Raw genomic sequence first — 26,971 nt, 5'->3', positions numbered from 1 at the left:
AAAAAGGAAAAAAAACTTCGGCTTTTTACGTTGTGTCGATGACAGATGAGGTCCTGGCATGCGCCAAGTTCTTTTAGGTATTTTCCTCGTGTTCCTGTTGCTGGCCCCTGCCGAGGCGGCAGGTAATGGACGTGTACTGCTTCTGAGTTCCTATCATCCTGGTTTTCCCACTTTTTTTCAGCAGACAAAGGGAGTGTTGGAGGTGCTTGCGCCGGAAGGCGTGTCCTTGGATGTAGAGTTTATGGACAGCAAGCGGTTCAGTTCGGATGAGCACATCAAAAAGTTTGGTGAGGCCCTTCAGGAAAAGCTGGAACGTATTGCTTCTTATGATGTGATCATGACGGCGGACGACAACGCCTTCAACTTTGCCTTGGCCCACAGACAGCTATTCCACAATGCACCGTTGGTATTCTTTGGGGTTAATGATGCAGGGCTTGCTCGGACCATGGCAAAGGACCCCGGCATCACTGGAGTCATCGAATCGGCCTCGCTGCTCCAGACGGCAAAGATGGCTGCCTCGATGACGGGGAGCTCCACCGTGCTTGTGGTAAGCGACGACACGACCAGTGGGCGGAGCGATCTCGCCAGTCTGCAATCCCGCATGGCCGAAGCCCCAGGTATCCGTTTCGTGGTGCTTAGTCTTGCCCGGATGACCTTTGCGTCCCTGGCTTCCCGCCTGGAGACATTCCCCGATTCAACGCCTGTTCTGCTGCTGTCCGCCTACAAGGACAGAGGCGGGAAGACTGTGGACTTTTCCGAAGGGCTGAAGATTCTTATTGGTTCCGGCCATCCTGTTTTTCATATGTGGGAGCATGGTCTTGGCGAAGGTGTGGTGGGCGGAAAAATCATCAGTCAAGAAACCCAGGGACGGTTGGCTGCCCGGATGGTTCTCTCCATTCTGCGCGGCATTTCCTTAGCCGACATTCCAGTGGTGGAAGGAGAAAATGCCAACCGCATGGTCTTCGATTATGCCGCGTTGCGCAAGCACGGCATCAGCCTGGGGCGGGTGCCGCCCAATGCCGAGGTCCGCAACAGGCCGCAAGGAATTCTTGAAGAATATTCCATAGTTGTCGTGCCTACGGCGATTGTGCTGCTCGCATTGTTGGGAACGATTGCCATTTTATGGATAGTGAATCGAAGAATCAAGGGGATGGGTGTTGAAATGAAACAGGATGCCGATACTTTTAAGTCTCTGTTTTACGACAACAATTCCTGTATGCTGCTTATTGAGCCAGCTACCGGAAAGATTCGTGACGCCAACAAGGCGGCAATTGATTTTTATGGATACAGCCACGAGGTGCTTACCTCGCTGCATATATCAAATATCAATGTGCTTTCCGAAGAAGAAATCAAACGGCGCATGGGGCTGGCCATGGGCCTGGAATGCAAGGCCTTTCAGTTCATCCACCGTCTGGCAAATGGTGAGGAAAGGTTTGTGGAGGTGTACAGCGGCCCGGTACAGGTGCGCGGAAAGCAGATGTTGTATTCCATCGTCCACGATGTGACCGATCGCATCCAGGCCGGGGCAAAGCTGAGCATGAGCGAAGAACGCCTGCGCGCCGTGTTTGAATCGGCTCGGGACTTTATCTACATCAAGGATGCGCACCGGCGGTATGCGGCGATCAATCCGGTTATGGAGCGAATGTTCGGCGACATCAAGAACAAGACCGACAAAGAAGTCTTTGGCCAGACCGATGGCAACGACATTATGGAATCGGATGCGCGGGTGCTTGCCGGAAAGACCGTGGAGATCGAAATTCGTCTTCCCGTAAAGGGCGTGCTTCGCGCTTTCCATACCATCAAGACCCCTCTGTACGATCAGGATGGGCATATTGTCGGGTTGTGCGGCATTGCCCGGGATGTGACCGAGCGCAAGATCAAGGATGAGGCGCACAGACAAGCCCTTGCCGATGCCGAGGCAGCCAACAAGGCCAAGGATCAGTTCCTGTCCAACATGAGCCACGAACTGCGTACTCCACTTAACGGGGTCTTCGGTATGCTCCAACTGCTTGCGCGCTCGGGAATGGCTGTGGAACAGCAGAACTACGTGGATATGGCCATGCTTTCCAGCCGCAACCTGCTGCGCATCATCAACGATATTCTCGATTTTTCCACGCTCAAGTCCGGGGAAATGCCGCTTTTGGAACAGGAGTTCGATCTTCGCGCCATCATCCAGGCCGTGGCCGACAGTTTTTCCAGCGCAATACGCTCCAAGGGACTGCATCTGGAGATGGCACTGGACGCGGATATCCCTTCCCTTTTGGTTGGGGACGAGAGCAAGCTGCACCAGGTGCTTTCCAACCTTGTGGGCAATGCCGTGAAGTACACGGACCAGGGAAGCGTCACCATCCGGGTGGATGCTCTTTCCGGCCCCGGGCAAGGGCGGTATCTCATAGAAATTACCGATACGGGCATCGGCATACCGGAAAACAAGCTGGATTATGTTTTTGAAGCCTTTGCCCAGGTCGACGACTCGGACACCAGAAAATATCAGGGCACCGGCCTTGGGCTGGGCATCGTGCGCCATCTCATCCAGCTTATGAGCGGTTCCATTTCCGTTACCAGCCAGGAAGGAGAGGGCACTTCGATATTCATCAGCCTGCCCCTTGGCAATGCCGAACCTCATGAAGCCCGGGCGGAAGCCGCAAAAGATGAACATGGTGCCCGCAGGCACATGCATGTGCTGGTGGTGGACGACGACATGATGAACCTGAAAATGACCGAGCGTATTCTCGACAAGCTGGGCCATTCCGCAGCCCTTGCCATCAACGGGCAGGAAGCCCTTACCCGGCTGCACGAGCAGTATTTCGACGCTGTGCTTATGGACATCCAGATGCCTGTTCTGGACGGACTTTCCGCCACCCGCGCCATACGCGATCCGGGACGCTACGGGGTCAAGTCGGCCACGCCCATCATCGCACTCACCGCCCATGCCATGCATGGGGACAAGGAGCGGTTTCTCCAGGCGGGCATGAACGGGTATCTGCCCAAGCCCGTGAATCTGGCCGATCTGGACGAGGAACTGTCTCGCTTGGCAGTAGATGTGAAAATTGTCTGAGTGAGAGGGGAGATGTGCCTCCACCGGTCGGGGGCCAGTAAAAGAGGGAAGAAGTGCCTCCGGCGGTCGGGGGAGATCATCTCCCCCGAGCTCCCGCATTCCAAATACAAAGCCGACGGAACATGTTCCGTCGGCTTTGTATTTGGGGGATGGGGGGAACCTTGTGGTAGGACACCTGTTTATTGGTCAAGAAATGCGTATTGCTACAGCTTGTAGTAGGTTAATGGTTTGCTGAAGTCGCATGTTTTGCGCCTTTGTTATCTGTTTTTATTGATTTTGACGTATATTTATGCGACTCGTTCATACTATTCTGTAGAAAACTCTAGGAGGAACGATGCGAAGCAAACTCACGCTCGTCATGTCTCTGGTTCTGTGTCTTGTGCTGGCTGGTACCGCGGCATCGGCCAAAGAGCTTGTCCTCGGGTTCAAAAGCGAACCCACCTCGCTTGATCCGCATTTCCACAATGTGCAGAGCAACAACCAGCAGGCCCTGTACATCTTTGACCAGCTGGTCCGGCAGGACAATCGTCAGCGGCTGGAGCCGGGGTTGGCCGAGTCCTGGACCCCTGTTTCCGACACGGTATGGGAATTCAAACTGCGCAAGGGCGTAAAATTTCACGACGGTTCCCCGTTTACGGCGGAGGACGTCAAATACACTTTCGAACGCATCCCCACAGTGCCCAACAGTCCCTCCTCCTTTACCTTTGCGGTAAGTGCCATCAAGGAAGTGGAGATTGTCGATCCGTACACTGTCCGCATCCATACGGAAGAACCCGCGCCGCTCATCCCCCGCATGTTCACGACCTTTACCATCGTTTCCAAGAAAAATGCCGAGGGCAAGGGCACCGAGGATTTCAACTCGGGTGAAGCCGCCATCGGCACCGGCCCCTACAAGCTGGTGGAATGGGTGCGTGGCGACAAGATCGTGTACGAGCGCAACGACGACTACTGGGGTGAGAAACTGCCCTGGGAAAAGATCATCATCCGGCCCATTACCAACGACGGCACCCGCGTGGCCTCGCTTAAATCCGGCGATGTGGATCTGATCAACTTTGTGCCGCCCGCCGATGTCAAACATCTGGGCAAGGAAGCGAACCTGGTGCTGTCCAATTCGCCTTCCACCCGGCTCATTTATCTGCATCTGGACTCCGACCGTGACGACACGCCCATGGTCACGGACAACAACGGCAACAAGATCAAGAACCCCTTGAAGGACGTGCGTGTGCGCAAGGCCATTTCCAAGGCCATCAACCGTCCCGCCATCGTGGCCCGCATCATGGAAGATTTGGCCGTTCCCGCCAGCCAGATGGTGCCCGACGGCTACGAAGGCACCAGCCTCAAGCTGCGGCCGGAAGAATACGATCCCAAGGGCGCAAAGGCCTTGCTGGCCGAGGCCGGATATCCCGACGGATTCAAGATTGTTATTCACGGTCCCAACGACCGTTACGTCAACGACGCGGACATCGCCCAGGCCATTGCCCAGATGCTGACCAAAATCGGCATCAAGACCGAAGTGAACACCATGCCCAAGGCCGTGTACTTCGGCAAAGCCTCCAACCTGGAATTCAGCCTCATGCTGGTGGGCTGGGCAACGGATACCGGCGAGCAGTCCAACTGCATCAGCGCGCTGCTGCACACCTACGACAAGGAAAAGGGCTTCGGCTCCTCCAACCGCGGACGCTACTCCAACCCCGTGGTGGATAAGAAGCTTGAACAGGCCCTGGTTACCGTGGACCCGGAAAAGCACAACCAGCTCATCATCGAAGCCACGGAAGAAGGCATCAACGACGTGGGCATCATTCCCATCCACTATCAGGTCAACGTCTGGGGCTCCAAAAAGGGGCTGAGCTACAACGGACGTACTGACGGCTACACGCTTCCGCGCGAAATCAAGGTCGACTAGATCTTGCCAATGTCAACTGGAAAGGGGCGCTTAAGCGCCCCTTTCTTCTCGGAGTCATAAAGACGCATGCTCGCTTTTCTCATTCGCCGCATCACCCAGAGCACCGTGGTTCTGATGGTGATGTCCGTGCTGGTGTTTGTTGGTGTCTTCTACATCGGCAACCCCATAGACATCCTCATAGCGCCCGACGCCACCCCGGCGGAATACGCCCGGGCCGTGCACGATCTCGGTTTGGACAAGCCGCTTTGGGAACAATATTTCATCTTTCTCGACGGGGCCATACACGGGAATTTCGGCAATTCCTTTGTCTACAACGAACCGGCCCTGGAAATCATCCTCAAACGGTTGCCCGCCACCCTGGAGCTGGCCTTTGTAGCCATGTTCATGGCCGTGTTCATAGGCATTCCCCTGGGCATGATAGCCGGTATCCAGCACGACAACTGGATAGGCCGCAACATCATGCGCTTCTCCATCCTGGGCTTTTCCCTGCCAACCTTCTGGGTGGGGCTCATGCTCATCATCATCTTTTCCGTCTATTTCAACATCCTGCCCTCGGGCGGCAGGGGCGAAACCGTGGATGTCTTCGGCATTCCCTTGAGTTTCCTCACCTGGGACGGGCTCAGACATCTGCTGCTTCCGGCCGCCAACCTGGCGCTGTTCAAGACCTCCCTGGCCATCCGGCTGAGCCGGGCCGGGGTGCAGGAAAACTTGCAGATGGACTACGTCAAGTTCGCCAAGGCCAAGGGCCTTTCCAAGACCCGCATCATCGGCCTGCACGTTATGAAAAATATTATGATCCCTGTCGTCACCGTGTTGGGCATGGAGCTTGGCAACCTCATTGCCTTTGCCGTGGTTACGGAAACCATCTTTTCCTGGCCGGGCATGGGCAAGCTGGTCATCGACTCCATCGGCGTGCTGGATAGGCCCATCATTGTTGCCTACCTGCTCATCACCGTGACCATGTTCATCATCATTAATCTGATTGTGGACATCCTGTATTCGATTCTGGACCCCCGGGTACGCCTGGGCGACGTGCGATAGGACGGCGACATGGCAGCAAAACACGAATCCCTCTTCTGGCAGGCCGTCCAGGAATACTTTGAGAGCCGTACCGCAACCATCGGGCTTATCCTGCTGGTTATCATCGTCGGCGTGGCGCTTTTGGCGCCTGTAATCTCGCCCCAGAATCCCTACGACCTCATGGCCATCGACATCATGGACGGGAAACTGCCTCCGGGCAGCAAGTCCATGGACAGTTCCATCACCTACACCCTGGGTACGGACAGCCAGGGCCGCGACATGTTCAGTTCCATCCTCTACGGCCTGCGCATCAGCCTGGGCGTGGGGGTGGTCAGCACCATCATCGCCCTGGTCATCGGTTCCGTCATCGGGCTGTGGGCCGCGTACAAGGGCGGCAAGATAGATTCCTTCATCATGCGCACCGTGGACCTCCAACTGAGCTTTCCCGCCATTCTGGTGGCGCTCATACTGCTGGCCATTCTCGGCAAGGGCATAGACAAGATCGTCCTCGCCCTGGTCATGGTGCAGTGGGCCTATTATGCCCGTGCCATCCGCAGCAACGTGCTGGTGGAGCGACACAAGGAATATGTGGAAGCGGCCCGTTGTCTGGCTCTGCCGCAACGGCGCATCATGTTCGGCCACGTACTGCCCAACTGTACGCCCGAACTCATTGTCATTTCCACGGTAAAGGTGGCCGGGGCCATTGCCCTGGAAGCCACTCTGTCCTTTCTCGGCCTTGGCATGCCCATTACCCAGCCTTCGCTGGGCCTGCTTATCGCCAACGGCTTCAAATACCTGCAAAGCGGCTATTACTGGATAAGCTTTTATCCCGGCGTGGCCCTGCTTGTTCTCATCGTCTGCATCAATCTGGTCGGCGACCGGCTGCGTGACGTGCTGAACCCGAGGTTGAAACGATGAACACGCCACTTCTCGAACTCAAGGATCTACAGACCAACTTCTATACCCGCGCGGGCGTGGTCAAGGCGGTCAACGGCATATCCCTTTCCGTGAACAAGGGGGAGGTTGTCGGCATTGTGGGCGAGTCGGGCAGCGGCAAGTCCGTTACCGGATTTTCCATCATGGGCCTTGTGGACCCGCCCGGACGCGTGGCCGGAGGCTCCATCAAGTTCAAGGGCCGGGAGTTGCTGACCCAGAGCGAGTCAGAATGGCAGGCCTTTCGCGGTGCGCGCGTGGCCATGATCTTTCAGGACCCCATGATGACCCTCAACCCGGTGCTGCGTATCGACACCCAGATGATAGAGGCCATCCGCGCCCATGAAAAGGTGAGCCGGGCCGAGGCCCGCAGGCGCTGCATCGAAGCCCTCGGCATGGTCGGCATTCCTTCGCCCGAAGAACGCATCAAGGCCTATCCGCACCAGTTTTCCGGGGGCATGCGCCAGCGCGTGGCCATTGCCACGGGGCTGCTCAACAAGCCGGACCTGATTATCGCGGACGAGCCAACCACCGCCCTGGACGTGACCATCCAGAGCCAGATTATTTTCGAGATGCAGAAGCTTTGCCGCATGACCGGCATGGCCCTGATATGGATTACCCACGACCTGACCGTCATTGCCGGGCTGGCCCATCGCGTGGCCGTCATGTACGCCGGGGCCATCATCGAGGAAGGCGACGTGCAGCAGGTGCTGGACGCGCCCCTGCATCCCTACACCGAAGGGCTTATCGGCTCGGTGCCCAGCCGCAACCGCCATGGTTCCCGGCTGTACCAGATTCCGGGCACGACCCCGTCGCTCATCGACCTGCCTCCGGGCTGTCCCTTCCGCATGCGCTGTCCGCGCACCACGGAGGTCTGCCTCAAGGAACCGCCCGTCACCGAATACGAGGACGGACGCAAGGTACGGTGTTTCCATCCCGGCCAACAATCGTAAGCAGTATACGGACGATATATGACTGATTCCAAAACGCCTTTTATCCAGTGCCGGGACATCAGCCGGGTTTTCGAGAAAAAACTCGACTTTGCCGGTAAAATTGCCCGCCGTCTTGGCTCCAACCTGCGCGAGGAGCGGGTGCAGGCCGTGGACCGCGTCAATTTGCACGTTGATCCGGGCGAGGTGGTCGGCCTGGTGGGAGAATCCGGCTGCGGCAAGTCCACACTTGGGCGCATCATCAGCGGTATCCTCCCGCAGTCCGAGGGCAGCCTCTTCTACAAGGGCCAGGATGTGGCCGAAATGACCCCGGCCCAAAAGCTGGACTATTCCATCAATGTACAGATGATCTTTCAGGACCCGTTTGCCTCGCTCAACCCGCGCAAGCGCGTGCGCAAGATCATTGGCGAGGCCCCGCTGTACCACGGCCTGACCACGGCCAGGGAGCTGGACGACTATCTGGACCACGTCATGGAACAGTGCGGCCTGGACCCCGGCTACAAGAGCCGCTACCCGCACCAGTTTTCCGGCGGCCAGCGGCAGCGCATCGGCATTGCCCGGGCCATGGCCGTAAAGCCAGAGTGCCTGGTCTGCGACGAATCCGTTGCCGCCCTGGACGTCTCCATTCAGGCCCAGGTGCTCAATCTCTTTATGGACCTGCGCGAGGAATACAACCTGACCTGCCTCTTCATCTCGCACGACCTGGGCGTGGTGGAGCATATTTCCGACCGCATTTCCGTGATGTATCTGGGCCGTATTGTGGAATCCGCGCCGGTGGATGAGTTGTTCGAGGCGCCGTTTCACCCCTACACCCAGGCGCTGCTCAACGAGATTCCCCGCCTGGACAAGCGCGGCGTGGATTTTGCCCCGCTGCTCGGGGAGATTCCTTCGCCACTCGACCCACCAGCCGGGTGTCATTTTCATCCGCGCTGCCCGCATGTCATGGACATCTGCCGGCAGGAAGTGCCCAGGACAAGGGAAATTGCGCCGGGCCGCTGGGCCAGGTGTCATCTGGACGGGTAGGGGAAGCAGAAGGGGAAGAGTAGGAAAGAAGAAGTGCCTCCGGCGGCCGGGGGAGATGATCTCCCCCGAACCCCCACGTTATCCCCATACGAAACGCCCACGGAGCATGCTCCGTGGGCGTTTCGTATGGGGGAAAGGGAGGAGAATTTTGGAGTGCGAACGGTTATTTACAATAGCCGCTCGTATTGATCATTCAGGGGCTCTCAATCTTGTGCCCCGGTCTTCAAGGGAGCAAAGGGGCGAAGCTGGCAATCCTCTGTTTCGCCGGGGGCATGGGGGGAATTGGGCGAAGGGGTACCCCAAACAGTTGTTTTTATGCCGGGGGAGTGGATCTGGCTGACGTGGTGTGCGGCGGTTTTTGTGACGGCAGCGGCCCTACTGGCATGTACAGATTTTTTTCCCGTCCATATGAATGCAATTGCGTCCTGATTTCTTGCACAGGTAGAGTTGCTTGTCCGCCCTTTGGACAACGGAAAGGGCGGGTTCTTCCAGACCGGAAAGGGCTGCGCCAATGGAGGCCGTCATCTGGACCTTTTTGTTCTGGTGGTTCATCCAGGACTGTTCCACCAGCATGCGAAGACGTTCAGCCAGGGTCTCCAGCACCTCGTTGGTCGCATCGTTGATCAGGACGACGAATTCCTCCCCTCCCCAGCGGCAGGTAACGTCCAGCGGCCTGAGCCCCGCAGTCAGGGTTTTGGCCACCATGTTCAAGGCTTGGTCGCCTACGTGGTGTCCCCACGTATCGTTGATGCGTTTGAAGTTGTCGATGTCTATGAATAATACGCCAAAGGCGACGTTGTGGGTCCGCATGCGCTGTTCCAGCCGTTCCAGGGTGATGTCGGCATACCGTCGGTTACCTATTCCGGTAAGGGGGTCGGTCAGCACTTCTTGGCGTAGTTGGCTTATTTCGCTGAACATATGTATGTTTTCATGGGGGGCGAAAACTTCTGCTGCTCCGGTGATGTTTCCTTCGGCGTCCCGCATGGGAAGTGTTTGTATGGAAATAGGAACGCGATGTCCCAATTTATGGTGCAGATAAATATTTCTATTTCTTTTTTCCCCGTCCTTCATTGTTGCGGACAGGGGGCAGCTACGAAGGCACAGCTGATTCCCCTTGTCATCGACGTGGCGTAAAATATTGTCACCACAGTAGCTGCCCAGAACTTCCTGGGCAGCATATCCGCTTATGCGTTCGGCGGATTTGTTCCAATATGTCACTTTTCTATGGAGATCGACGAAGTAGACGCCGTCGGTGATTGTTTCGAGCAAATCTTTGTAAATGGAGCAGTCCATTTTTTTCCTCTCTCAAACTGAGACTGAAACTAAAAAATCAAAAAAGAATTTATCTTATTAGAATCGGTTTAGGCAAGTTTTCGGAATAAATACTTTGGGGAAAAAAGGGAAGGCGGGGAGGACAGTTTTTTCTTTAAAAACCGGCCCTGCAAGGCATGACAAGAGCGCGTTATGATGTCTTTTCCACAGGGTGTTGAAAAGATTACGGGCCTTTATTGGCCGGGCCTGCTTGCGGCAGACCCGGCGGAATTATTGCGTTGTGGCGGAAAACCGGTTGGTTTTTCCCGTGTTAGTGCGCGGCAATGGTCTTGGCCACGGCAGTGGAAAAGTCCGGGAAGATGTTGTTTTTCCCTATCTTGTCCACGGTGCCGATGCGGTTCAGCACATCCTGCACCGCGGGGGTGACCCCGGAAAGCATGACCCGGATGCCGCGGTTTTCCGCGTTTTTCATAACCGTTTCCAGTCCTTCCACGCCGGTTGCGTCTATACTCGGCACCTGGCGCATGCACAGCACCAGCACTTCCGGGTTTTCACGGGTAAATTTCATTACGCCCAAAAAGCGCTGTACCACGCCGAAGAACAGGGGGCCGGTTATTTCATACACCACGATTTTGCGGCGGTTGGTCTTGGCGTTGTAGTTTTCCTCGTCGGGCAGGCCGGTATCCAGCAGGTGGATGTCCGTAACTTCGCTCATGCGGCGCATGAACAACATGGCGGCCAGCACCACGCCCACTTCCACGGCCACGGTAAGGTCCACGAACACGGTCAGAGCAAAGGAGGTTACCATGACCAGCGAGTCGGACAGGGGCGCGAAAAGCACCCGTTTGAACCTGTACGGTTCGCTCATGTCCCAGGCCACCAGCATGAGCACGCCAGCCAGGCTCGCCAGGGGGATGAGAGAGGCCAGGGGCGCGCAGGCCACCACGAAAAAGACCAGGGTGAGGGCGTGGATGACGCCGGAAACAGGCGAATAGGCACCGGCCCGGATGTTCGTGGCCGTGCGGGCGATGGCGCCTGTGGCCGGGATGCCGCCGAACAGCACCGATCCCAGGTTGGCAAGGCCCAGCCCCACCAGTTCGGTGGAGGAATCGTGGCGTTCGCCGCTCATGCCGTCCGCCACCACGGCGCTCAGCAGGGATTCGATGCCTGCCAGCACGGCAATGGTCATGGCGTCCGGAATAAGCGAACGCATGTCCACGTTGAAGTCCAGGGTAGTGTTGGGGTGCGGCAGGCTGGCCGGAATGCCGCCGAAACGGCTGCCGATGGTCTCCACGTCCAGCCCCAGCGCCCAGGCGCCCAGCGTGGCGACCACAATGCCTACAAAGGGAGCCGGAACCCGCGGAATGTATTTGCGCACCGCAAGCATGGTCAGCAGCGTCAGCAGCCCAAGGCACAAGGTCTGGACGCTCAATGACGGCAGGGCAAGGGCGCAGGCGTGCAGCCTGCCGATGAAGTCGGACGGCATGTTGGCCACGGGCAGGCCGAAGAAGTCCTTTATTTGCGAGGAAAATATGAGCACCCCGATGCCCGAGGTAAAGCCTGTGGTAACGGGGTAGGGGATGAACTTGAGCAGCTTGCCCATGCCCAGCAGCCCCATCAGCACCAGGGCGACCCCGGCGATGAGGGAGGCGATCACAAGCCCGTCGTATCCCTGGCGGGCAATGATGTCGGAAATGATAATAACGAATGCACCGGTGGGACCGCCGATCTGAAAACGGCAGCCGCCCAGCAGGGCCATGATGATACCCGCAACAATGGCCGTGAAGAGCCCCCGTTCGGGCGTTGTTCCCGATGCGATGGCAAAGGCCATGGACAGGGGCAGGGCGACCACGCCCACCGTGACACCGGCGGCTAGGTCGCTGCGCAGGTTGGGCAGGGAATACCCTTTGCGCAGGAATTTGAAACTGGCAGGTCTATAGGGTTGAAGGCCGGATATATGAAAAAAGGACATGAAGTGACCCCGGTTTAATGTGGTTACTCCGTGGGGCGCAGGCAAGAGGCCGGAATGTAGTGAAGGGCCGAAGTCTGGAGGCTCGCGCGGAAGAAATGAGGGCTAGGCCCTATACATGGAGTCGCACATCTGTCAAGGGGGTGGAATTTATTACTTTTTTGGCTATTTTTTTTGATTTTGTTTGCCAGGCCGCATCGTCCGCGGGAAAAAAGCGCATGGCCCGTCTGGAAAGCCCGCCACACCAGCCTGAAAATTTTCTTTATCGACCATATTTTTCAGATACGCGAGGGGGCGGGGTCTCCCAAGCGGTGCCATTTGCTTTAGTTCTTTGATAGCAACAGATCGTATAAATTTCCGGCAGGCGGTTGAAAAAGGTATGAGAGCAAGGGAGGAGGATAATTCGAGATCGACGCGTTTTTATATACGCAAGGGGTCGGGTTCTCCGAAGCAGCGCCGTTATCGTGCCAGTGCCATTTGCCTTAGTTTTTTGATAGCAACAGAGTGTATACATTCTCCGGCAGGCGGCTGAAAAAGGTATGAGAACAAGGCGGGAGGATAACTCGAGACCGACGCGTATTTTTATATACGCGAGGGGTCGGGGTCTCCGAAGCAACGCCGTTATCGTGCCTTTTTCAGCCGCCTGATGATGCAACGCACCACACGTTTAACGGCTCCCCCCGCTTGAACCCCACACCCACCGCACCTTTGTGCAGGTACAGGCACATGGCCCAGTCCGGCTCGAACGCACTGTTGGTGGACGACCAATACACTTCCCCTGTGTTGGTGAAAGGATGGTCGGCAGGCAGGGCCGGAACGGTCTGCGAGGCGTCCACAAGGCTTTCCAGCTCGTTGATGGTCGGTAGGCGCCAGCCTGTGCAGTCGGCGTGATGTTCGCTGTTCAGCCGGTCGGCCAGGGCAAAGGCCTCTTCCCAGTTTACGGTGCCGTTTGTCAGGTTGGCGTTGCGGGTCCAGGTAAGCCCGGTCAGTTTATCCAGAACGGAATCGTCGGAGGCCACAAAGCGGGGCAAAGGCCAGGGGGTGTTGTTTCCGGTGTCGTCCCGCCTGGCGTCATCAGGTCCGGACTCGTCGTACGAAGTTGTCTGCCCTGTGGCCGGAAGCAGCGGACTTTGCCCGCGCACGGGCAGCACCAGAAAGTAGCCGTCCTTGCGCCCGTAAAACATGCGGCCGCCTTCCGTGTGCACGTACCAGGCATAGTCGGGATCGCCCGCATAGGTGGTGGCGGTCCAGAACCAGGCCGAGCGCATGTCTGTGAACGGATGGTCCGGGGGCAGGGCCGGAACCCGTGCGCCGTAGCTTATCAGGCTGCGCATTTCCCGGCGGTCGGGCAAACGCCAGTCCGCGTGGCCGCCATAATTTTTCCCATTCAGCTCTTCCACAAAGTCCAGGGCCTCGCTCCAGGCCAGGGGAAAGCCGGGCAGCAGCGCGTTGCGCGTCCACTCCAACCTGGTCAGATTGTCCCGCACCACATCGTCTTGCACAGTAAACCGAGGTTCGGGCCATGCGGCCCCGGGGCCGAACTCCGCGTCCTGGCCGGAGCCGGCGCAGTCCATCACTTGGCCGTCTGCATCGTGGCAGAGGCTCTGCCCGGTGTTCAGATAGCCTTGGTCATTCGAGTCAGCAGACATGCCTGTGTCTCCATGTCCACGGCTTCGCGGAATTGGTGGATGAACTCGTCCAGTCCGGTATATTTTTCGCCGTAGGTCAGGTTGAAATCATAAAGAACGGATTCGGGCTGGCTGCATTGCGAGTGCTGCACCAGGGTTTCCAGCTTGTCCAGGGCCTTTACCAGCCGTGCTTCCGGGCTGCGGGCATATTCATATTCTTCCCACAGGTCCAGGAGTTCGGCCTGCATCTCCTGCGGCAGGGGGCGCAGCAGGTCTATCAGATCGGTCTTTTCCTGCCCGCTTTTGGATTCGTGCTGGCCTAGCTGGTCGGGGGCGGCGATGTCGCCGTGGATGGCCTCGCCCAGGTCGTGCACCACGCAGAGTTGCAGCACGCGCAGGGCGTCGAGGGCCGGGTAGTGCTTTTGCACCAGCATGGCGAAGAGGCACAGCCGCCAGCTGTGTTCGGCCGTGCTTTCCTGACGGCCCGAGGAAAGTCTGGCCGTGCGCAAGGTGGTTTTGAGCGCTTCGGCCCGGCGCAGAAAATCGAGCAGGGGAAAGACGTCCGTATCTTGGGCAATGGAAGCATCGGGGGGATTCATGGAGACTCCCAGAGGGCGTGTTGCGCCGTGTTTGTTGTTTGGCGAGGCCTCAGATGGTGCAGCCGCTTTCCCGGCATTCGAGCAGGCCGTCTACGTCCGCCAGCTCGATGTGGTCGCTCTGTTGCCGTATCAGCCCGGCTTCGGCCATGCGCTTGAGTGCGCGGGACAGGGCTTCGGGCGTTACGCCGATAACCTTGGCAAATTCCCGCTGGGTAATGCCCAGGTGAACGCGTCCGTCTTGGACGTGCGTCAGAAAATAGGCGGCCAAACGGGACGGCACCGGCTTGAGGGAGAGGGCGTCGATCATGTCCATGGCCTGCTTGAGACGGTACGACAGCACGCGCATGATGGTCAAAAGCAGGGAGGGGTCTTGGGCGGAAAGTTGCTCGAAATGGTCGGGCGAGATGACCAGCACCCGGCTTTCCTCCAGGGCGGCAAGGCTGGCCGGGAGCTTGCCGTCGGAAAACATGGAGCAGAGGCAGAAGGGCTCGCCCGGTCCGAACAGAAAGATGGTCTGTTCTTTGCCGTCGTCCGCCATTTTGAAAAGTTTCACCCGCCCGGAAACAAGGATGTGAAACCCCAACGACGAGTTCTGTTCGCTGAAGTACAGCCCCCCCTTGGGAATGGTTTCAATGGTGGCGGCTTTGGCCAGGGCTTCCACCTGGCCGTCGTCGAGCTTCGAGAACAGGGGAATTGCCCGTATTGCCCTTATTTTTTCCGTAACGGTCATTTTTTCTCTCTCCCATTGATCGGAATCAATGTGCCTAATTTTGTTCTGCGGCATTCTGCCCGAAACCATACGGGAGGTATCTGCCATGAAGTACGAAGTCCAATGCCCATATTGCCATGCGGCCCAATCGGTCGACCATGCGGGCGGATATGCGCCAATGTACGCGGACTGCCCGAAGTGTGACAACCGCTTTATTGTCGAACCGGTGCGCAGCGGCGTTATGACCTACCGCACCGAGGACGCGCCCTGCTGTTCCGACCCGGATTGCCGGGCAATGGAAATGGGCGATTCCGGTAACGAATAAGCCAAACGGCGGTTCATCAAGCCGCGCGGCACGGGCCTTGGGCCCCGCACCTGAAAACGGAGACTGATATGTGGCACGTATTACGGAAAATCACCAAAAACCTCACCCTGGCCATTCCCACCATGATGGTGCTGGGCTTTGTCTTTGGCATCTTTACCAATGCCGGATGGCTTCGGAACTTGATCATCCCGTTCACCTTTCTCATGGTCTACCCCATGATGGTTACGCTCAAGATACGGCAGGTTTTTCAGGGGGGCGACGGCAAGGCCCAGCTGATTACCCAGTTCGTGAACTTTGCCGTCATTCCCTTTTTGGCCTGGGGCATCGGCCGCATGTTTTTTGCGGATAAGCCCTTTATGGCGCTTGGGCTGCTTCTGGCCGGGCTGTTGCCCACCAGCGGCATGACCATCTCCTGGACCGGTTTTGCCAAGGGCAACATGGCCGCCGCCGTCAAGATGACCGTAGTGGGGCTTATTGGCGGATCGCTGCTGACGCCGCTGTATGTGCAGGTCCTTATGGGCGAGAGCATTGCCGTGGACGTGGGGCTGGTCTTCAAGCAGATTTTCTTCATCGTCTTTCTGCCCATGGTTCTGGGCTATGCAACCCAGCGCTGGCTGGTTCGTAAAAACGGGCAGGAACATTTTCAAAAGTTCATCGGGCCTCGTTTTCCGCCCCTGTCCACCATCGGGGTGCTGGGCATCGTGTTTGTTGCCCTGGCGCTCAAGGCGCGCACCATTGCCCATTCGCCGTCCCTGCTGCTGGTAATTCTCGTTCCCCTGGTCATTTTGTACGCGGTGAACTTTACCCTCAGCACCCTGGTGGGCAGGTGGCTTCTGCCCAGAAACGACGCCATTGCCATGGTGTACGGGTCGGTCATGCGCAATCTGTCCATTGCCCTGGCTATTGCCATGAACGCCTTTGGTGAACAGGGCGCGGACGCCGCCCTGGTGGTGGCTGCGGCCTACATCATCCAGGTGCAGTCGGCTGCCTGGTACGTCAAGCTGACCCCGAACCTGTTCGGCCGCCAGAGCACCGAACAACAGACCGCCTGATTGGCGGTGCCAAAGGAGGCGAACATGCTGCCCGAAATTACCCGGATACTTTACGCTACCGACCTTTCTTCCTCGGCCCTGCACGCCCTTGGCCATGCGGCAATGGTTGCCGAACGGTTCGGCGCGGATTTGACCGTCCTGCACGTGCTGCCCGATTCCCTGGAAATGTTCAGCGAACAGGCGGGGCTGGATTTGGAGGAGGCCTTTGGCGAGGAGGCGTCGCACTGGCTGGACAAGGGCGATACCGGCCAGGCCGCGCAGGCCATCCACCAACGGCTGGAAACCATGGCCGCGCAGGAGTTCGACCGTCTGGCTTCCCCTGCCCATTTTGCCCAGGCCGCCGTGCACGTGGTGAGCGGTGATCCGGCCGAGGAGATTTTGAAAGAGGTGGAGAGCGGCGGCTTCGACCTTGTGGTCATGGGAACCCATGCCAAGGGCGGCGTACTCGGGCTGGTGCTTGGGAGCGTGGCCCAGGAGGTTGTAAAGCACTGCCCCGTGCCTGTCATGGTAGTGCCGCTGACGTCTCGGGAAAAGAAAAACGTCTGAGTAAGGCGAGTTAAGAGCCTGTGGGCCGTGTCCGTTTGGGATGCGGCCCCGGCTATGCGGCATTTTGACACCTTGGGAGGCAGGGGAAAGGAGTTTCCGGCTGCCCACTGCATTTTTCAGGGTGTATGAAGGGGGACTGGAAATCTCCAATAAAGCGACTTTATTGTACTTGTCTCTGATACTTTTACGGCATAGGCTGGTCGTTATACGCCAACTGAAAACGTAAAAGAGGGCCAATGCAAACGACAGAGCCTGAAATTACCCATCCTGCGCTTGTTCTCCTTACATCACATAGAAAAGATTGTTTTGATCTCTGTGTATGGTGTTTGGAAAAATTCACAAATATACATCGATTTGAAAAAATTTATATTCTTGAAAATGAAGTTGATGCAGATCATATGGAAAGCATCATTTCTTTTTCAAAAAAGTATGATCATGTTGATGTTGTGCATTGTAGTCCCAGAGGGCTTGTCCCTGCGGTTATGCAGGCGCAAAATATTCTCATCAAAAAGCATGCTGATGCAGGTGTTGTAAAAATAGACGAGGATGTGTTTGTTACTCCATACTGGTTGGACCATCTGTTGTCTGCATATAATCTGCACAAAGATACTGAAGATGTACTTATGGCTGGATGCATAAGCCCTGTGAGTATAACAGGCCGTGTATGCCTCCATAGTTTTTTGAGGAATTATTCCCCTGAAATTTATAATTTGGCAAAAAATTCCAAAGTATACGACGATCCAGCGTTTCATATTGCACTGTGGGACGCTGTTGTTTCCGATGGTTTTATGAATAAGTATAAAGACTCTTTTCTCCAAAAATACTTCTACACGGACAACATCATCATCAATTGTGTATTGTACAGCAGGAAGATGATTGAAAAAATGCTTCCCTTTCCGTGCAGTCGGATTGATGGGAGTCCGGTTGTGGATGAATATATTGTGAATTCTGTGTTGCAGGGGGAGCACAAGTATGCCGTGCTTCCGTCAGCGGGGCTGGTTCATCATTACAGCCATGCTGCATGTCTGGATGCCATGCTCCAACACCTGCCCGTAAAGAAGGTCCGGGAGTATATGGAAACCGTTGCCGGGGAGGGATGCGGCGTATAGGAAATTTGTTTTTGCAGATAATGGCGCGCAGAGAACTGGGCGCAGATAATTGGGCTGGTTTTTGCATGTTTTCCCGATAAGCGTGTGTGCTTGGGCGCACTGCGCGAAATGCTGAAAACAGCGCTGCCCGGCTGAAAAAGATGGGATATTTGGTAATTCCCTGAAATATCAGCCGATTGAATCATCCAAAGAACCGCTGACTCAGTAACGGAACCAGCAGCACCACATGCGCGGATGAGCGCAAAGGGCTGCAAAAGGTTCCTGGACAGTCGGTAACTTGACGATTTCGCCGGAAAATTTGGCAGCATCAGATCTTTTCATCCGGAACGGTATTGTGTGCAGACGGTCCGGATTTTATCGGCGAACATGCAAAAAAGGAGCGCAAGATGGCTTTTCAGATCAGTTCGACACAGGGATCTTCTTTGGAAGGTTTGCAGGCTTTGCGCGAAGCCCTGAGCGAGAATATCGCATCCGCCAAGCTGCGTACCTCTGAAAAAGGGGAAGTGTCTCAGGCTCGTACCGGTACAGATACCGTCAATGTCTCGTCGTACGATCCCGACGAACTGCTTGCCAAAATAGGCGCCGCCAGCAGTTCCGAACTGCAGGGTGCCCATATGGGAATCACCATGGGACGCGCCATGGAACTCCTGGAGGGCGTGGACGACCTGTAGGGGCCCTTCACAAAGTACAGCTCCCTGTTTTGTGGAAGACCGCAATCTGAAATGCGGTTTTCAGACTCGCCCGCCTCTGGAAATTTTTCAATTGCAGGTGCGACAAGGCGGGCTATGCCCCTAATGCGACGTGCCGCGCCCACTGCCGCATTTATGATGCGGTGAATTGAACGGCCGCGCCCCCTGTCTTTTTTGATTTTGGAATTCGGGGGAATTCGGGGTAGTTTCGGGCCGTCAGCCGAAGAAGCAGCCGCAGGAGTCCTCTCGTACCAATTTTAAAAAGTCATCCAGCGTGAGCGCGTATGGGCACGGTTCATACGCTGCCCATTTTCCTTTTCCACGCCTCCAGTAAATTTTCCATATCCCGCGTGATTTGATGTATTTCGCCCTGGCAAACGGCTTTGTGGCGAACTTGGTGGTGTCCAGAAGGTCGGGGCGTATTTCGAACAGATCCGCATTCTGGCCGCGTTCGTCCACGTAGTATCCCCAGGCAACCTGGTGGCGAATTTGGAGCGGCGGCCCGTAGGTTTTGCAGAAATTCGCAAGTATCTTCCGGGAGCGGTACAGTTCGAATTCGCTGAACGCCATGGGCTGTCCTTTGGTGAGGAACTTGAGGAGAGTCTCTGTGCAACCTTGAATTACCGATGTTCAGAGTATCATCACCCCGGCTGCTGATAAAGGGGCGACAGGTTTGTCAATCCAACAGAGCCAAAGCATTGCCTTTCCCCTTGGTCCAAGCTCGTTCGGTTGGGATCTTCAAATGCAAAAGGCCCCCGGACTGTGCGTCCGGGGGCCTTTTGCATTGTGTGAATTTCTTGTGTTCAGTCCGTGACCACAAAGATATGCATTTCGCGCGGTCCGTGCGCTCCGTGCACCAGGGTGGCCTCGATATCCGCGGTTTTTGAAGGGCCGGAGATGAAGTTCACCGAAATGGGCAGTTCGCCCCGTTCCTTGAAGTGGGCATATATTTCCGTGAGGTCGGCGGTCAGTTGGTCCAGCCTGAGCACCGCGATATGGACCGATGGCACCAGCGACGTGGCCCGCGCCTTGCCCGGTCCGGCAAGTATGACCAGCGCTCCGCAGTCCACGGCGCACCAATCGCCGCCGGTGACGCCGATGTACGAGGCAATGGCCTGTTCGCGCAGGCGCTGTTTGCCTGCCAGTTCGTCCTCGCCCGGTTGCAGGCTGGAAACTTCCACGGCAATGCCGTCATTTTTCAGACGGGCGGCCAGGTCGAGTTCGGCCATGAACGGGGTGTCGTGCGTGGTTATCTGCTTGTTCCCGCCCCATTCCGTGTCGGTGGTGCGGGCTATTCCCACAATGCCTTCGGCGGCATCGGCCATGGTCGCCACTTCGTGCACCTGGAGGTTCAGAGGTCCGGCGGATTCCTTGAGCACGGCCAGCAGGTCCAGCTGTTCGTCGCGGGTCCGGTGTCTTCCGTCCAGCAGCGTCAGAAGGGCGTCGTCGGCCTCGGAGGTGAAGTAGCCGTTCTTTGCATCTTGGGGCCGCGCATTCTCGCGCACCTTGCCCAGTGCCGAGCGGGTTCTGGCCAGAAATGCATCCTGATTATTCATTGCCCGCCTCCTTCTGGCGCTTGGCGTGTATGGTTTTCCAGCGTTCCGCAAAGGTCTGCTTTGCCAGGGGCGGAAAGGTGCGGGTGCGGTTCCATTTGTGCAGCGGGCCAAGGGGCATGCGCAAGGCATCGTTTTTGACGAACGGCTTTTGCACCATGCGTGCGCATTTGATGAGTCCGTTGTACTTTGTGCGGCTGGACATGGCCGCGGCCCAGGCCTTGAAGGTGAGGGAGTCGGACAGGCTGGCCGGTTTGACGCCCCAATAGCTGTCGCCGTAGGCCAGCATGTGGCGCAGTTCCGAAAGCATGCGCGGCAGGTCGTTGCCCATGGGGCAGATATCCTTGCACGCGCCGCATTGGCTTTCGCCCTGGCACAGATCGGCGTGTTTGTTGACGCCGTCGAGCAGCGGTGTAACCACGGCCCCGATGGGACCGCTGTACGGCGAGTTGTAGGCGTGGCCGCCGATGCGCCCGTACACGGGGCAGACGTTCAGGCAGGCACCGCAGCGGATGCAGGCCAGCACTTCGCGAAAGCGGGGATCGGCCAGCATCTTCATGCGGCCGTTGTCCACGATGACCAGATGGAATTCCTCGGGACCGTCGGGTTCGCCCGGTTGGCGCGGGCCGCCCAGAAAACTGACGTAGGTGCCTATTTTCTGCACCGCGGCACCACGGCAGAGCAGGCGCAGCAGCATGTCGTGTTCGGCCAGGGTGGAGGCCACGCGTTCCATGCCCATGAAGGCCATGTGCACCTTGGGCATGGTGGTGGACATGCGGATATTGCCTTCGTTGGAAACCAGCACCACGTGGCCGGTTTCGGCGCAGGCGATGTTGCAGCCGGAAAGGCCCATTTCCGCGGTCAGCAGTTTTTCGCGCAGTGCCTTGCGCGCCGCCTTGGTAAGGGTGGGCGGATCGTCGGTGTAGGGGATGTCCAGTTTTTCTTCGAAAAGCTTGCCCACCTGCTGGCGGTCCATGTGGATGCACGGGGCAATGATGTGCGAGGGCGCGTCCCCTGCCTGCTGGATGATGAACTCGCCGAGGTCGGTTTCCACCACCTCTATGCCGTCGGCTTCCAGAACGCGGTCCACCTCGATTTCCGCCGAGGTCATGGACTTGCCCTTGACCACGCGGTGGACGTTGTGCTTGCGCGCCACTTCCAGACAGTAGTTGCGGGCGTCTTCCGCGGTTTCCGCAAAATAGACATGGCCGCCGCGCGACCGGATTTTTTCCGCCAGCCGTTCCAGGACGATGTCGAGATGTTCCAGGGTGCGCAGACGGGCCGCCTTGGCCTTTGTGCGCACGTTCTGCGGGTCCATCTCGTTCTCCCATACCACCTGGGCGCCTCTGCCGTAGCCGTTTTGGATCATCTGGACGGCGGCCTGCAGCCGCTTGTTGCCCATGGCTTCCCTGGCCAGCTTTTTGTAGGATTTTTTGCTGTGTTCTTGCATGGCGGCTACGCTCCGGTGTCCAGAAGTTCGGCAATGTGCATGGCCCGGACCGGAGAATTGATGTGCTTCAGGTAGCCTGCAATGTTCAGCAGGCAGCTGACGTCGCACCCGGCCACAACATCGGCTCCGGTGTCCAGAATGTGCTGAACCTTGGTTTCGACCATGGCCGATGAAATTTCCGGGTATTTGACACTGAATGTGCCGCCAAAGCCGCAGCAATGGTCGCTGTCTTCCATTTCCACAAGGTGCAGTCCCGGAATGTTCTCCATGAGCTGCCTGGGCTGGCGGCGGATGCCGAGGCCCCGGGAAAGGTGGCAGGAGTCGTGGTAGGTGACCTTGCCGTCAAAGCGGCTTCCCAGCTGTTCGCCGGGATTGGTCACGCCCAGCACATCCACGAGATACTCGGTGAATTCGTAGGTCCGTTCGGCCACGCTGCGGGCACGGAGCAGCGCTGCCGGATCGTCCTTGAAAAGATCCAGATAGTGATGGCGGACCATGTGCACACATGATCCGGACGGACAGACAATGGCCTCGGCATCTTCAAAGACATCCAGAAAATGGCGGGCCATCGTAACGGCTTCCTTGCGGTAGCCGCTGTTGAAGGCGGGCTGTCCGCAACAGGTTTGGTCGGGCGGGTAGTTCATGGGTACGCCCAGTTTTTCGAATACATGGACCATGGCATCGCCCACATCGGGGCGCAGAGAGTCCACGAGGCATTGGACAAAAAGAGTGATGTGTTGGTTTCTCATACGATAGTCTGTAGATAGAAAGGTGTTGATTCACAGGGGGCGGTATGATGCTCCCATCTTTTGGAACTTGCAAGTTCGTAGCATGGCTGTATTGCCGCGCCGGTTCTGTATTGCGGGGGGCAAGGGTGGAAGCCGAAGAGAACACTGCGGAATAAAAAAAGACGCGGGCGGGGAGTGTCCGGGGATTTTCCGCGTCATTTTGGGGAGGGGTTTTTCTTTGGAAAAAGGGCTGAAGCCCCTGGTTATTCGGCCTGCTGAAGGCCGGTGAATTCTATCTGTTTTTTGCCCCATTCATAGAGATTGTTCAGCGAGGGCAGAAGTTCCTGCCCCCGTGCGGTGAGGGAGTACTCGACCCGCGGCGGAATTTCCGGGTACTGCATACGCTGGACAATGCCGTTTTCCTCAAGCTCCCGCAGACATTTGGTGAGCATCATGTTGCTGATGCCGACCACACTCCGCCGCAGCGCGTTGTAGCGGATCTCTTTTTGTTTGGCCAAAGCCCAGATGATGGGCAGCTTCCATTTTCCTCCGATAATATCGAGCGTGTAGAGGATGGGACATTTTTCTTCCCTGGAATAAAGCGACTTCTCTTGGGGAAGGCAGGTGTCGTCAATTCTTTTCTTGGGCATGTTATTGGGGTCCTGGGCATGGTTTTTCATGGGCTGGCGTCGCATCCGTTCCCTTCCTTTGCGTAACGACAAGGCAGTTGGCGTGCCCCTTGGCGGGGGCATGGTCTGCCATGCGCACACCAGGGAAAGTAAGGAAGAAAAAGATGCGTATATTACTTTTTATTCGTATGCCTGCTACACATACGAGTCAATGAAGAAACGGCCACGTGATTTCAACTGTCTGCAGGATCAATAGAAGGAGATTGCCATGAAAATTTATGCTGTGAATGGAAGCCCAAGAAAAAGGATGAACACGGCAACCCTTTTGGAATCCGCCTTGGAGGGCGCTCGCGAGGCTGGAAACGGGCAGGTGGAGACAGAGCTTCTCCATGTGTATGATTACGACCACAAAGGCTGCATCAGCTGTTTGGAGTGCAAGCGGGACGGCGGAGCCAGCTACGGGAAATGCGTACTGAAAGACAACCTCTCGCCGGTTCTGGAGCGCCTGTCGGAAGCCGACGGCATCATCTTTGGCAGTCCCATCTATTTTTATAGCATAACTGGGCATCTGCGTTCGTTATTGGAGCGGTTTCTCTTCCCCAAGATTGCCTATGATGTCGCCCACTCTTCCCTGGCGAAAAAGAAGATGCCCACGGCGTTCATCTATACCATGAATGTAACGGAGCAGCAGCTGGTGGATATGAATTTTCAGGACAAGCTGAACTCCATGGAGCTTTTTGTGGAGAGGGTCTTTTCCAAACCACAGATTCTGCATGCCTACAATACCTGCCAGGTCGAGGACTTTTCCAAGTACAAGATGGAACGCTTTTCCGAAGAGGAAAAAAAGGCCTACAGGGAGAGGCAATTCCCCCTGGATAAGCAGAAAGCCTTTGAGATTGGGGCCTCGATGGTACAATAGGCTCGCATTTGTCCTGTTGGCCTTTTGGGGCAGGGGGCCGCTCCGTTTGGGAGCGGCTTCCTGCAGCAGAATGGCGGATCTATGTATTGAAGATGGTTTGCTCAGCAGTTGTTCTCTGGAACACAAGGAAGCGTGATTTAATACAGTCATCCTTTGGCTTCCTTGACCCATGTGGCTTGATGACGTATAAGTTTCCGTCCATATAATGACAGGCTATTGGGCATATGGGCGCATTTTGTTTCCAGGCATCGACGCCATAGAGATGGGCCATTAAAGAAATTTTTTTTGATATCCGCCCATTTATGCTTTGAAAAAGGCTGGCAAAAAGGAAACGTATGAGCAATCAAGCCCACGACACTTCTGAATCAGAATCCACACACAACGAATGGTATCATCTGGACATCCACCCCTGGGTGTTTTTTGGCTCGGCCGGGCTCGTCATTCTGTTCGTGGCCGTGACCATTTTTTTCCAATCCCTGCTGGGAAATGTATTCCAGATCTTGCAGTCCTATATGTCCCTTTATGCGGGCTGGTTTTTCATCGCCACCATGAACATCGTGCTCGTCTTTGTGCTGCTTTTGCTGGCAAGCCGCTTTGGCGATATCCGCCTGGGCGGGCCCGATGCCGAGCCCGAGTTTTCCACCCTTGGGTGGTTTGCCATGCTTTTTTCCGCCGGTATGGGCATCGGCCTGCTCTTTTACAGCGTGGCAGAGCCCATGTTCCATTTTGTGGCCAACCCCCTTACCAAACCGGGCACCATAGAGGCTGCGCGCAAGGCCATGGACATCACCTTTCTGCACTGGGGGCTGCACCCCTGGGGGGTGTACACCATAGTGGGTTTGGCCCTGGCGTTCTTTTCGTTCAACAAGGGCATGCCCCTTTCCATCCGCACGGCCTTTTATCCCCTGTTCGGGGACCGCATTAACGGCGCCATCGGCAATGTCATCGACATCATGGCAACGGTGGCGACGCTGTTCGGCGTGGCAACCTCTCTGGGGCTTGGCGTGCAACAGGTCAACGCCGGGCTTGGGCACCTGTGGGGCGTGGAACAATCCGTCTCGGTCCAGATAATGCTCATTGCCGGGATCACGGCTATAGCCACCTGGAGCGTGGTCAAAGGGCTGGACAGCGGCATCCGCCGTCTGAGCGAATTGAATATCACCATCGCGGGTGTGTTGGTGCTGTTTGTCCTCATCCTCGGCCCCACGTTGTTCATTCTCAATGCCGTGATGGAAAACATCGGCTACTATATCCAGTTTCTGCCCCAGCTTTCCACCTGGAACGAGACGTACGAGCGTACCATGTGGCAGCATGGCTGGACCATTTTTTACTGGGCATGGTGGATTGCCTGGTCGCCGTTCGTGGGCATGTTCATTGCCCGCGTTTCCTATGGCCGAACCATCCGAGAATTCATTCTGGGCGTATTACTCATCCCGAGTTTCATCACGTTCCTGTGGATCACCATTTTCGGCAATACTGCGCTCTATCTGGAAATGTTCGGAGCCGGTGGCCTTGCCAAGGCCGTACAGGAGAACATTCCCATCTCCCTGTTCGTAATGCTGGAGAACTTTCCTCTGAGCAATGTGACCTGCTTTCTCGGCGTGGTCGTGGTCATAACCTTTTTTATCACCTCGTCCGACTCCGGCTCCATGGTCATTGATATCATCACCTCGGGGGGCAACCCGAATCCTCCCGTGCTTTCCCGCCTGTTCTGGGCGCTTCTGGAAGGCGTGGTGGCTGCAGCCCTTTTGGCCGGAGGCGGCCTTGTCGCCTTGCAGACCGCAACCATTACCACGGGGTTGCCATTTGCCGTCATATTGCTCGGCATGTGCGTGGCCCTGTATAAAGGGCTCAAGGACTATAGCGGACCGCAGGAATTCACCATGGAACTGGACAAGCAGCCGACGCGTTTTCAGGTTCGGCGTACTCCGTTGCCCAAAGGAAAGACTTTCGGACATCGTCGTCTCTGGTAACACACTCTCACCGAGGGAAAAGATATGCGTACGCTACTCATTGTTTTTCTACTCAATTTCGCGGTCGTGTGTTCGGCTTTTGCCAAAGGCCCCATTACTCTCGTCCATGCGGATTGGTCCTCGTCAATTGCCAGCGCCACTCTGATGCAGGCCGTGCTGCAGAAAAAGCTGGGACGATCCGTAAACCTGGTTGAAACCGATGCCGAGGGCATGTGGAAGATGGTGGCCGAAGGGCAGGCGGATGCCATGCTTTCGGCCTGGCTGCCCGACACGCACGAAACCTATTTTGCCAAATACGGGGGCAGGGTTCTCGACCTGGGCCCCAATCTGGAAGGCACCCGCATCGGGCTGGTAGTTCCCAACATGACCGAAGGCCGCCTCACCACCGGAACAGGCCTGCGCAACCGGACCTACCTGACCACGAAGTCCATTCCCGAGCTGGCGGACAATGCCGCCAAGTACAAGAATCGCATTGTGGGGATCGAGCCGGGAGCGGGCATCATGCGCAAGGCGCGGCAAGCCATCAAGGCCTACGGGCTGGGCAAGAAGTTTCGCCTGGAACCGGGCAGTGAAGTTTCCATGGTGGCCGAGCTGTCCCATGCCATCCGCCATCAGCGCTGGGTGGTTGTTACCGGGTGGATTCCCCATTGGAGCTTTGCCCGCTGGGATTTGAAATTCCTGGACGACCCCAAAGGCATTTTCGGCAAAACCGGCCATATCAGTACCATTGTGCGCAAGGGGCTGGAAAAGGACGATCCGGAAGTCTACGCCGTGCTGAACAACTTTCATTGGACTTCCGACGAGATAGGCCAACTCATGCTCTGGATACAGGATGATGACGGACTCTTCCCGTACGACAAAGCCCTGCGCTGGATGCGTACCCATCCACAACGTGTGCAATCCTGGTTGCCCGCCTCACTTTCCGGAGAATAGA

The 26,971-nt window shown here is 56.7% G+C and carries 24 protein-coding genes; 14 read left to right on the top strand and 10 right to left on the bottom strand.

The features are described from left to right. Positions 1 to 58 precede the first annotated feature (58 nt). The 6 genes from ACI0FJ_RS11105 to ACI0FJ_RS11080 all read left to right on the top strand — a co-directional run bounded on the left by ACI0FJ_RS11105 (position 59) and on the right by ACI0FJ_RS11080 (position 8,887). Complete coding sequence (locus tag ACI0FJ_RS11105) at positions 59 to 3,058, top strand: ATP-binding protein (protein ID WP_424303181.1); 3,000 nt, start codon at positions 59 to 61, stop codon at positions 3,056 to 3,058. A gap of 334 nt (positions 3,059 to 3,392) precedes the next feature. Beyond that, complete coding sequence (locus ACI0FJ_RS11100; protein WP_424303178.1) at positions 3,393 to 4,961, top strand: ABC transporter substrate-binding protein; 1,569 nt, start codon at positions 3,393 to 3,395, stop codon at positions 4,959 to 4,961. A gap of 66 nt (positions 4,962 to 5,027) precedes the next feature. Beyond that, a complete protein-coding gene (locus ACI0FJ_RS11095) occupies positions 5,028 to 6,002 on the top strand; it encodes an ABC transporter permease (protein ID WP_424303175.1) in 975 nt (324 codons plus the stop codon). A 9-nt stretch (positions 6,003 to 6,011) separates the two neighbouring features. Continuing rightward, positions 6,012 to 6,899 (top strand): ABC transporter permease, encoded by an 888-nt coding sequence (locus tag ACI0FJ_RS11090; protein ID WP_424303172.1) that lies wholly within the window; start codon positions 6,012 to 6,014, stop codon positions 6,897 to 6,899. Continuing rightward, complete coding sequence (locus ACI0FJ_RS11085) at positions 6,896 to 7,867, top strand: ABC transporter ATP-binding protein (protein WP_424303169.1); 972 nt, start codon at positions 6,896 to 6,898, stop codon at positions 7,865 to 7,867. The genes ACI0FJ_RS11090 and ACI0FJ_RS11085 overlap by 4 nt, the downstream gene beginning before the upstream one ends. A gap of 18 nt (positions 7,868 to 7,885) precedes the next feature. Beyond that, complete coding sequence (locus tag ACI0FJ_RS11080) at positions 7,886 to 8,887, top strand: ABC transporter ATP-binding protein (protein ID WP_424303166.1); 1,002 nt, start codon at positions 7,886 to 7,888, stop codon at positions 8,885 to 8,887. A gap of 375 nt (positions 8,888 to 9,262) precedes the next feature. Here the strand turns inward: ACI0FJ_RS11080 and ACI0FJ_RS11075 are convergent, their stop codons facing one another. The 5 genes from ACI0FJ_RS11075 to ACI0FJ_RS11055 all read right to left on the bottom strand — a co-directional run bounded on the left by ACI0FJ_RS11075 (position 9,263) and on the right by ACI0FJ_RS11055 (position 15,085). Next, positions 9,263 to 10,180, bottom strand: a complete 918-nt coding sequence (locus ACI0FJ_RS11075) for a sensor domain-containing diguanylate cyclase (protein WP_424303164.1) — start codon at positions 10,178 to 10,180, stop codon at positions 9,263 to 9,265. Between the two features lie 289 nt (positions 10,181 to 10,469). Continuing rightward, positions 10,470 to 12,131: a SulP family inorganic anion transporter gene (locus ACI0FJ_RS11070; protein WP_424303161.1), complete on the bottom strand. Its 1,662-nt coding sequence runs from the start codon at positions 12,129 to 12,131 to the stop codon at positions 10,470 to 10,472. A 632-nt stretch (positions 12,132 to 12,763) separates the two neighbouring features. Next, positions 12,764 to 13,777: a DUF1566 domain-containing protein gene (locus tag ACI0FJ_RS11065; protein ID WP_424303158.1), complete on the bottom strand. Its 1,014-nt coding sequence runs from the start codon at positions 13,775 to 13,777 to the stop codon at positions 12,764 to 12,766. Further along, positions 13,744 to 14,355: an HD domain-containing protein gene (locus ACI0FJ_RS11060; protein WP_424303155.1), complete on the bottom strand. Its 612-nt coding sequence runs from the start codon at positions 14,353 to 14,355 to the stop codon at positions 13,744 to 13,746. Before ACI0FJ_RS11060 ends, ACI0FJ_RS11065 begins: the two co-directional genes overlap by 34 nt. A gap of 49 nt (positions 14,356 to 14,404) precedes the next feature. After that, complete coding sequence (locus tag ACI0FJ_RS11055) at positions 14,405 to 15,085, bottom strand: Crp/Fnr family transcriptional regulator (protein ID WP_424303153.1); 681 nt, start codon at positions 15,083 to 15,085, stop codon at positions 14,405 to 14,407. Between the two features lie 85 nt (positions 15,086 to 15,170). Here ACI0FJ_RS11055 and ACI0FJ_RS11050 point away from each other — a divergent pair, with 85 nt between their 5' ends. From ACI0FJ_RS11050 to ACI0FJ_RS11030, 5 genes are all read left to right on the top strand, one after another. Beyond that, a complete protein-coding gene (locus tag ACI0FJ_RS11050; RefSeq protein ID WP_424303150.1) occupies positions 15,171 to 15,389 on the top strand; it encodes a hypothetical protein in 219 nt (72 codons plus the stop codon). A gap of 68 nt (positions 15,390 to 15,457) precedes the next feature. Continuing rightward, the gene (locus tag ACI0FJ_RS11045; RefSeq protein WP_424303147.1) at positions 15,458 to 16,441 is read left to right on the top strand and encodes an arsenic resistance protein; all 984 of its coding nucleotides are present in this window, start codon (positions 15,458 to 15,460) and stop codon (positions 16,439 to 16,441) included. 24 nt (positions 16,442 to 16,465) lie between these two features. Beyond that, a complete protein-coding gene (locus ACI0FJ_RS11040; RefSeq protein ID WP_424303144.1) occupies positions 16,466 to 16,987 on the top strand; it encodes a universal stress protein in 522 nt (173 codons plus the stop codon). A 236-nt stretch (positions 16,988 to 17,223) separates the two neighbouring features. Continuing rightward, positions 17,224 to 18,096, top strand: a complete 873-nt coding sequence (locus ACI0FJ_RS11035; protein ID WP_424303141.1) for a hypothetical protein — start codon at positions 17,224 to 17,226, stop codon at positions 18,094 to 18,096. A gap of 386 nt (positions 18,097 to 18,482) precedes the next feature. After that, positions 18,483 to 18,767, top strand: a complete 285-nt coding sequence (locus ACI0FJ_RS11030; RefSeq protein ID WP_424303138.1) for a hypothetical protein — start codon at positions 18,483 to 18,485, stop codon at positions 18,765 to 18,767. A gap of 234 nt (positions 18,768 to 19,001) precedes the next feature. Here the strand turns inward: ACI0FJ_RS11030 and ACI0FJ_RS11025 are convergent, their stop codons facing one another. The 5 genes from ACI0FJ_RS11025 to ACI0FJ_RS11005 all read right to left on the bottom strand — a co-directional run bounded on the left by ACI0FJ_RS11025 (position 19,002) and on the right by ACI0FJ_RS11005 (position 23,211). Then, on the bottom strand, positions 19,002 to 19,355 hold the full coding sequence (locus ACI0FJ_RS11025; RefSeq protein WP_424303135.1) for a DUF3024 domain-containing protein: 354 nt from the start codon (positions 19,353 to 19,355) through the stop codon (positions 19,002 to 19,004). 233 nt (positions 19,356 to 19,588) lie between these two features. Then, a complete protein-coding gene (locus tag ACI0FJ_RS11020) occupies positions 19,589 to 20,341 on the bottom strand; it encodes a LutC/YkgG family protein (RefSeq protein WP_424303133.1) in 753 nt (250 codons plus the stop codon). Continuing rightward, positions 20,334 to 21,788, bottom strand: coding sequence for a LutB/LldF family L-lactate oxidation iron-sulfur protein (locus tag ACI0FJ_RS11015; protein ID WP_424303130.1), 1,455 nt, complete (start codon positions 21,786 to 21,788; stop codon positions 20,334 to 20,336). Before ACI0FJ_RS11015 ends, ACI0FJ_RS11020 begins: the two co-directional genes overlap by 8 nt. Positions 21,789 to 21,793: 5 nt before the next feature. Continuing rightward, the gene (locus ACI0FJ_RS11010) at positions 21,794 to 22,537 is read right to left on the bottom strand and encodes a (Fe-S)-binding protein (RefSeq protein WP_424303127.1); all 744 of its coding nucleotides are present in this window, start codon (positions 22,535 to 22,537) and stop codon (positions 21,794 to 21,796) included. Positions 22,538 to 22,779: 242 nt separating this feature from the next. After that, positions 22,780 to 23,211, bottom strand: a complete 432-nt coding sequence (locus ACI0FJ_RS11005; RefSeq protein WP_424303124.1) for a winged helix-turn-helix transcriptional regulator — start codon at positions 23,209 to 23,211, stop codon at positions 22,780 to 22,782. A 202-nt stretch (positions 23,212 to 23,413) separates the two neighbouring features. Between ACI0FJ_RS11005 and ACI0FJ_RS11000 the strand changes: the two genes are divergently transcribed. From ACI0FJ_RS11000 to ACI0FJ_RS10990, 3 genes are all read left to right on the top strand, one after another. Then, a complete protein-coding gene (locus tag ACI0FJ_RS11000) occupies positions 23,414 to 24,064 on the top strand; it encodes a flavodoxin family protein (RefSeq protein WP_424303121.1) in 651 nt (216 codons plus the stop codon). Between the two features lie 335 nt (positions 24,065 to 24,399). Then, positions 24,400 to 26,037 carry a BCCT family transporter gene (locus ACI0FJ_RS10995; RefSeq protein WP_424303119.1) on the top strand — a complete coding sequence of 546 codons (1,638 nt, stop codon included), beginning with the start codon at positions 24,400 to 24,402 and terminating at the stop codon, positions 26,035 to 26,037. Positions 26,038 to 26,061: 24 nt separating this feature from the next. Beyond that, positions 26,062 to 26,970 carry a glycine betaine ABC transporter substrate-binding protein gene (locus tag ACI0FJ_RS10990; RefSeq protein WP_424303116.1) on the top strand — a complete coding sequence of 303 codons (909 nt, stop codon included), beginning with the start codon at positions 26,062 to 26,064 and terminating at the stop codon, positions 26,968 to 26,970. Position 26,971 lies beyond the last annotated feature (1 nt).

This window comes from Desulfovibrio sp. 7SRBS1 (assembly GCF_049723905.1).
Classification (GTDB): Bacteria; Desulfobacterota; Desulfovibrionia; order Desulfovibrionales; family Desulfovibrionaceae.
Note: the sequence above shows the minus strand (reverse complement) of the source record. Positions and strands in the feature narration are given on the sequence as shown.

What these genes read in the sequence shown, in the direction of transcription:
- ACI0FJ_RS11030 (WP_424303138.1), top strand. Translation starts at nt 18,483, where the DNA reads ATGGCTTTTCAGATCAGTTCGACACAGGGATCTTCTTTGGAAGGTTTG.
- ACI0FJ_RS11000 (WP_424303121.1), top strand. Translation starts at nt 23,414, where the DNA reads ATGAAAATTTATGCTGTGAATGGAAGCCCAAGAAAAAGGATGAACACG.
- ACI0FJ_RS11015 (WP_424303130.1), bottom strand. Translation starts at nt 21,788, where the DNA reads ATGCAAGAACACAGCAAAAAATCCTACAAAAAGCTGGCCAGGGAAGCC.
- ACI0FJ_RS11105 (WP_424303181.1), top strand. Translation starts at nt 59, where the DNA reads ATGCGCCAAGTTCTTTTAGGTATTTTCCTCGTGTTCCTGTTGCTGGCC.
- ACI0FJ_RS10990 (WP_424303116.1), top strand. Translation starts at nt 26,062, where the DNA reads ATGCGTACGCTACTCATTGTTTTTCTACTCAATTTCGCGGTCGTGTGT.
- ACI0FJ_RS11010 (WP_424303127.1), bottom strand. Translation starts at nt 22,537, where the DNA reads ATGAGAAACCAACACATCACTCTTTTTGTCCAATGCCTCGTGGACTCT.
- ACI0FJ_RS11085 (WP_424303169.1), top strand. Translation starts at nt 6,896, where the DNA reads ATGAACACGCCACTTCTCGAACTCAAGGATCTACAGACCAACTTCTAT.
- ACI0FJ_RS11020 (WP_424303133.1), bottom strand. Translation starts at nt 20,341, where the DNA reads ATGAATAATCAGGATGCATTTCTGGCCAGAACCCGCTCGGCACTGGGC.
- ACI0FJ_RS11070 (WP_424303161.1), bottom strand. Translation starts at nt 12,131, where the DNA reads ATGTCCTTTTTTCATATATCCGGCCTTCAACCCTATAGACCTGCCAGT.
- ACI0FJ_RS11025 (WP_424303135.1), bottom strand. Translation starts at nt 19,355, where the DNA reads ATGGCGTTCAGCGAATTCGAACTGTACCGCTCCCGGAAGATACTTGCG.
- ACI0FJ_RS11005 (WP_424303124.1), bottom strand. Translation starts at nt 23,211, where the DNA reads ATGCGACGCCAGCCCATGAAAAACCATGCCCAGGACCCCAATAACATG.
- ACI0FJ_RS11050 (WP_424303150.1), top strand. Translation starts at nt 15,171, where the DNA reads ATGAAGTACGAAGTCCAATGCCCATATTGCCATGCGGCCCAATCGGTC.
- ACI0FJ_RS10995 (WP_424303119.1), top strand. Translation starts at nt 24,400, where the DNA reads ATGAGCAATCAAGCCCACGACACTTCTGAATCAGAATCCACACACAAC.
- ACI0FJ_RS11045 (WP_424303147.1), top strand. Translation starts at nt 15,458, where the DNA reads ATGTGGCACGTATTACGGAAAATCACCAAAAACCTCACCCTGGCCATT.
- ACI0FJ_RS11075 (WP_424303164.1), bottom strand. Translation starts at nt 10,180, where the DNA reads ATGGACTGCTCCATTTACAAAGATTTGCTCGAAACAATCACCGACGGC.
- ACI0FJ_RS11040 (WP_424303144.1), top strand. Translation starts at nt 16,466, where the DNA reads ATGCTGCCCGAAATTACCCGGATACTTTACGCTACCGACCTTTCTTCC.
- ACI0FJ_RS11080 (WP_424303166.1), top strand. Translation starts at nt 7,886, where the DNA reads ATGACTGATTCCAAAACGCCTTTTATCCAGTGCCGGGACATCAGCCGG.
- ACI0FJ_RS11060 (WP_424303155.1), bottom strand. Translation starts at nt 14,355, where the DNA reads ATGAATCCCCCCGATGCTTCCATTGCCCAAGATACGGACGTCTTTCCC.
- ACI0FJ_RS11095 (WP_424303175.1), top strand. Translation starts at nt 5,028, where the DNA reads ATGCTCGCTTTTCTCATTCGCCGCATCACCCAGAGCACCGTGGTTCTG.
- ACI0FJ_RS11035 (WP_424303141.1), top strand. Translation starts at nt 17,224, where the DNA reads ATGCAAACGACAGAGCCTGAAATTACCCATCCTGCGCTTGTTCTCCTT.
- ACI0FJ_RS11055 (WP_424303153.1), bottom strand. Translation starts at nt 15,085, where the DNA reads ATGACCGTTACGGAAAAAATAAGGGCAATACGGGCAATTCCCCTGTTC.
- ACI0FJ_RS11090 (WP_424303172.1), top strand. Translation starts at nt 6,012, where the DNA reads ATGGCAGCAAAACACGAATCCCTCTTCTGGCAGGCCGTCCAGGAATAC.
- ACI0FJ_RS11065 (WP_424303158.1), bottom strand. Translation starts at nt 13,777, where the DNA reads ATGTCTGCTGACTCGAATGACCAAGGCTATCTGAACACCGGGCAGAGC.
- ACI0FJ_RS11100 (WP_424303178.1), top strand. Translation starts at nt 3,393, where the DNA reads ATGCGAAGCAAACTCACGCTCGTCATGTCTCTGGTTCTGTGTCTTGTG.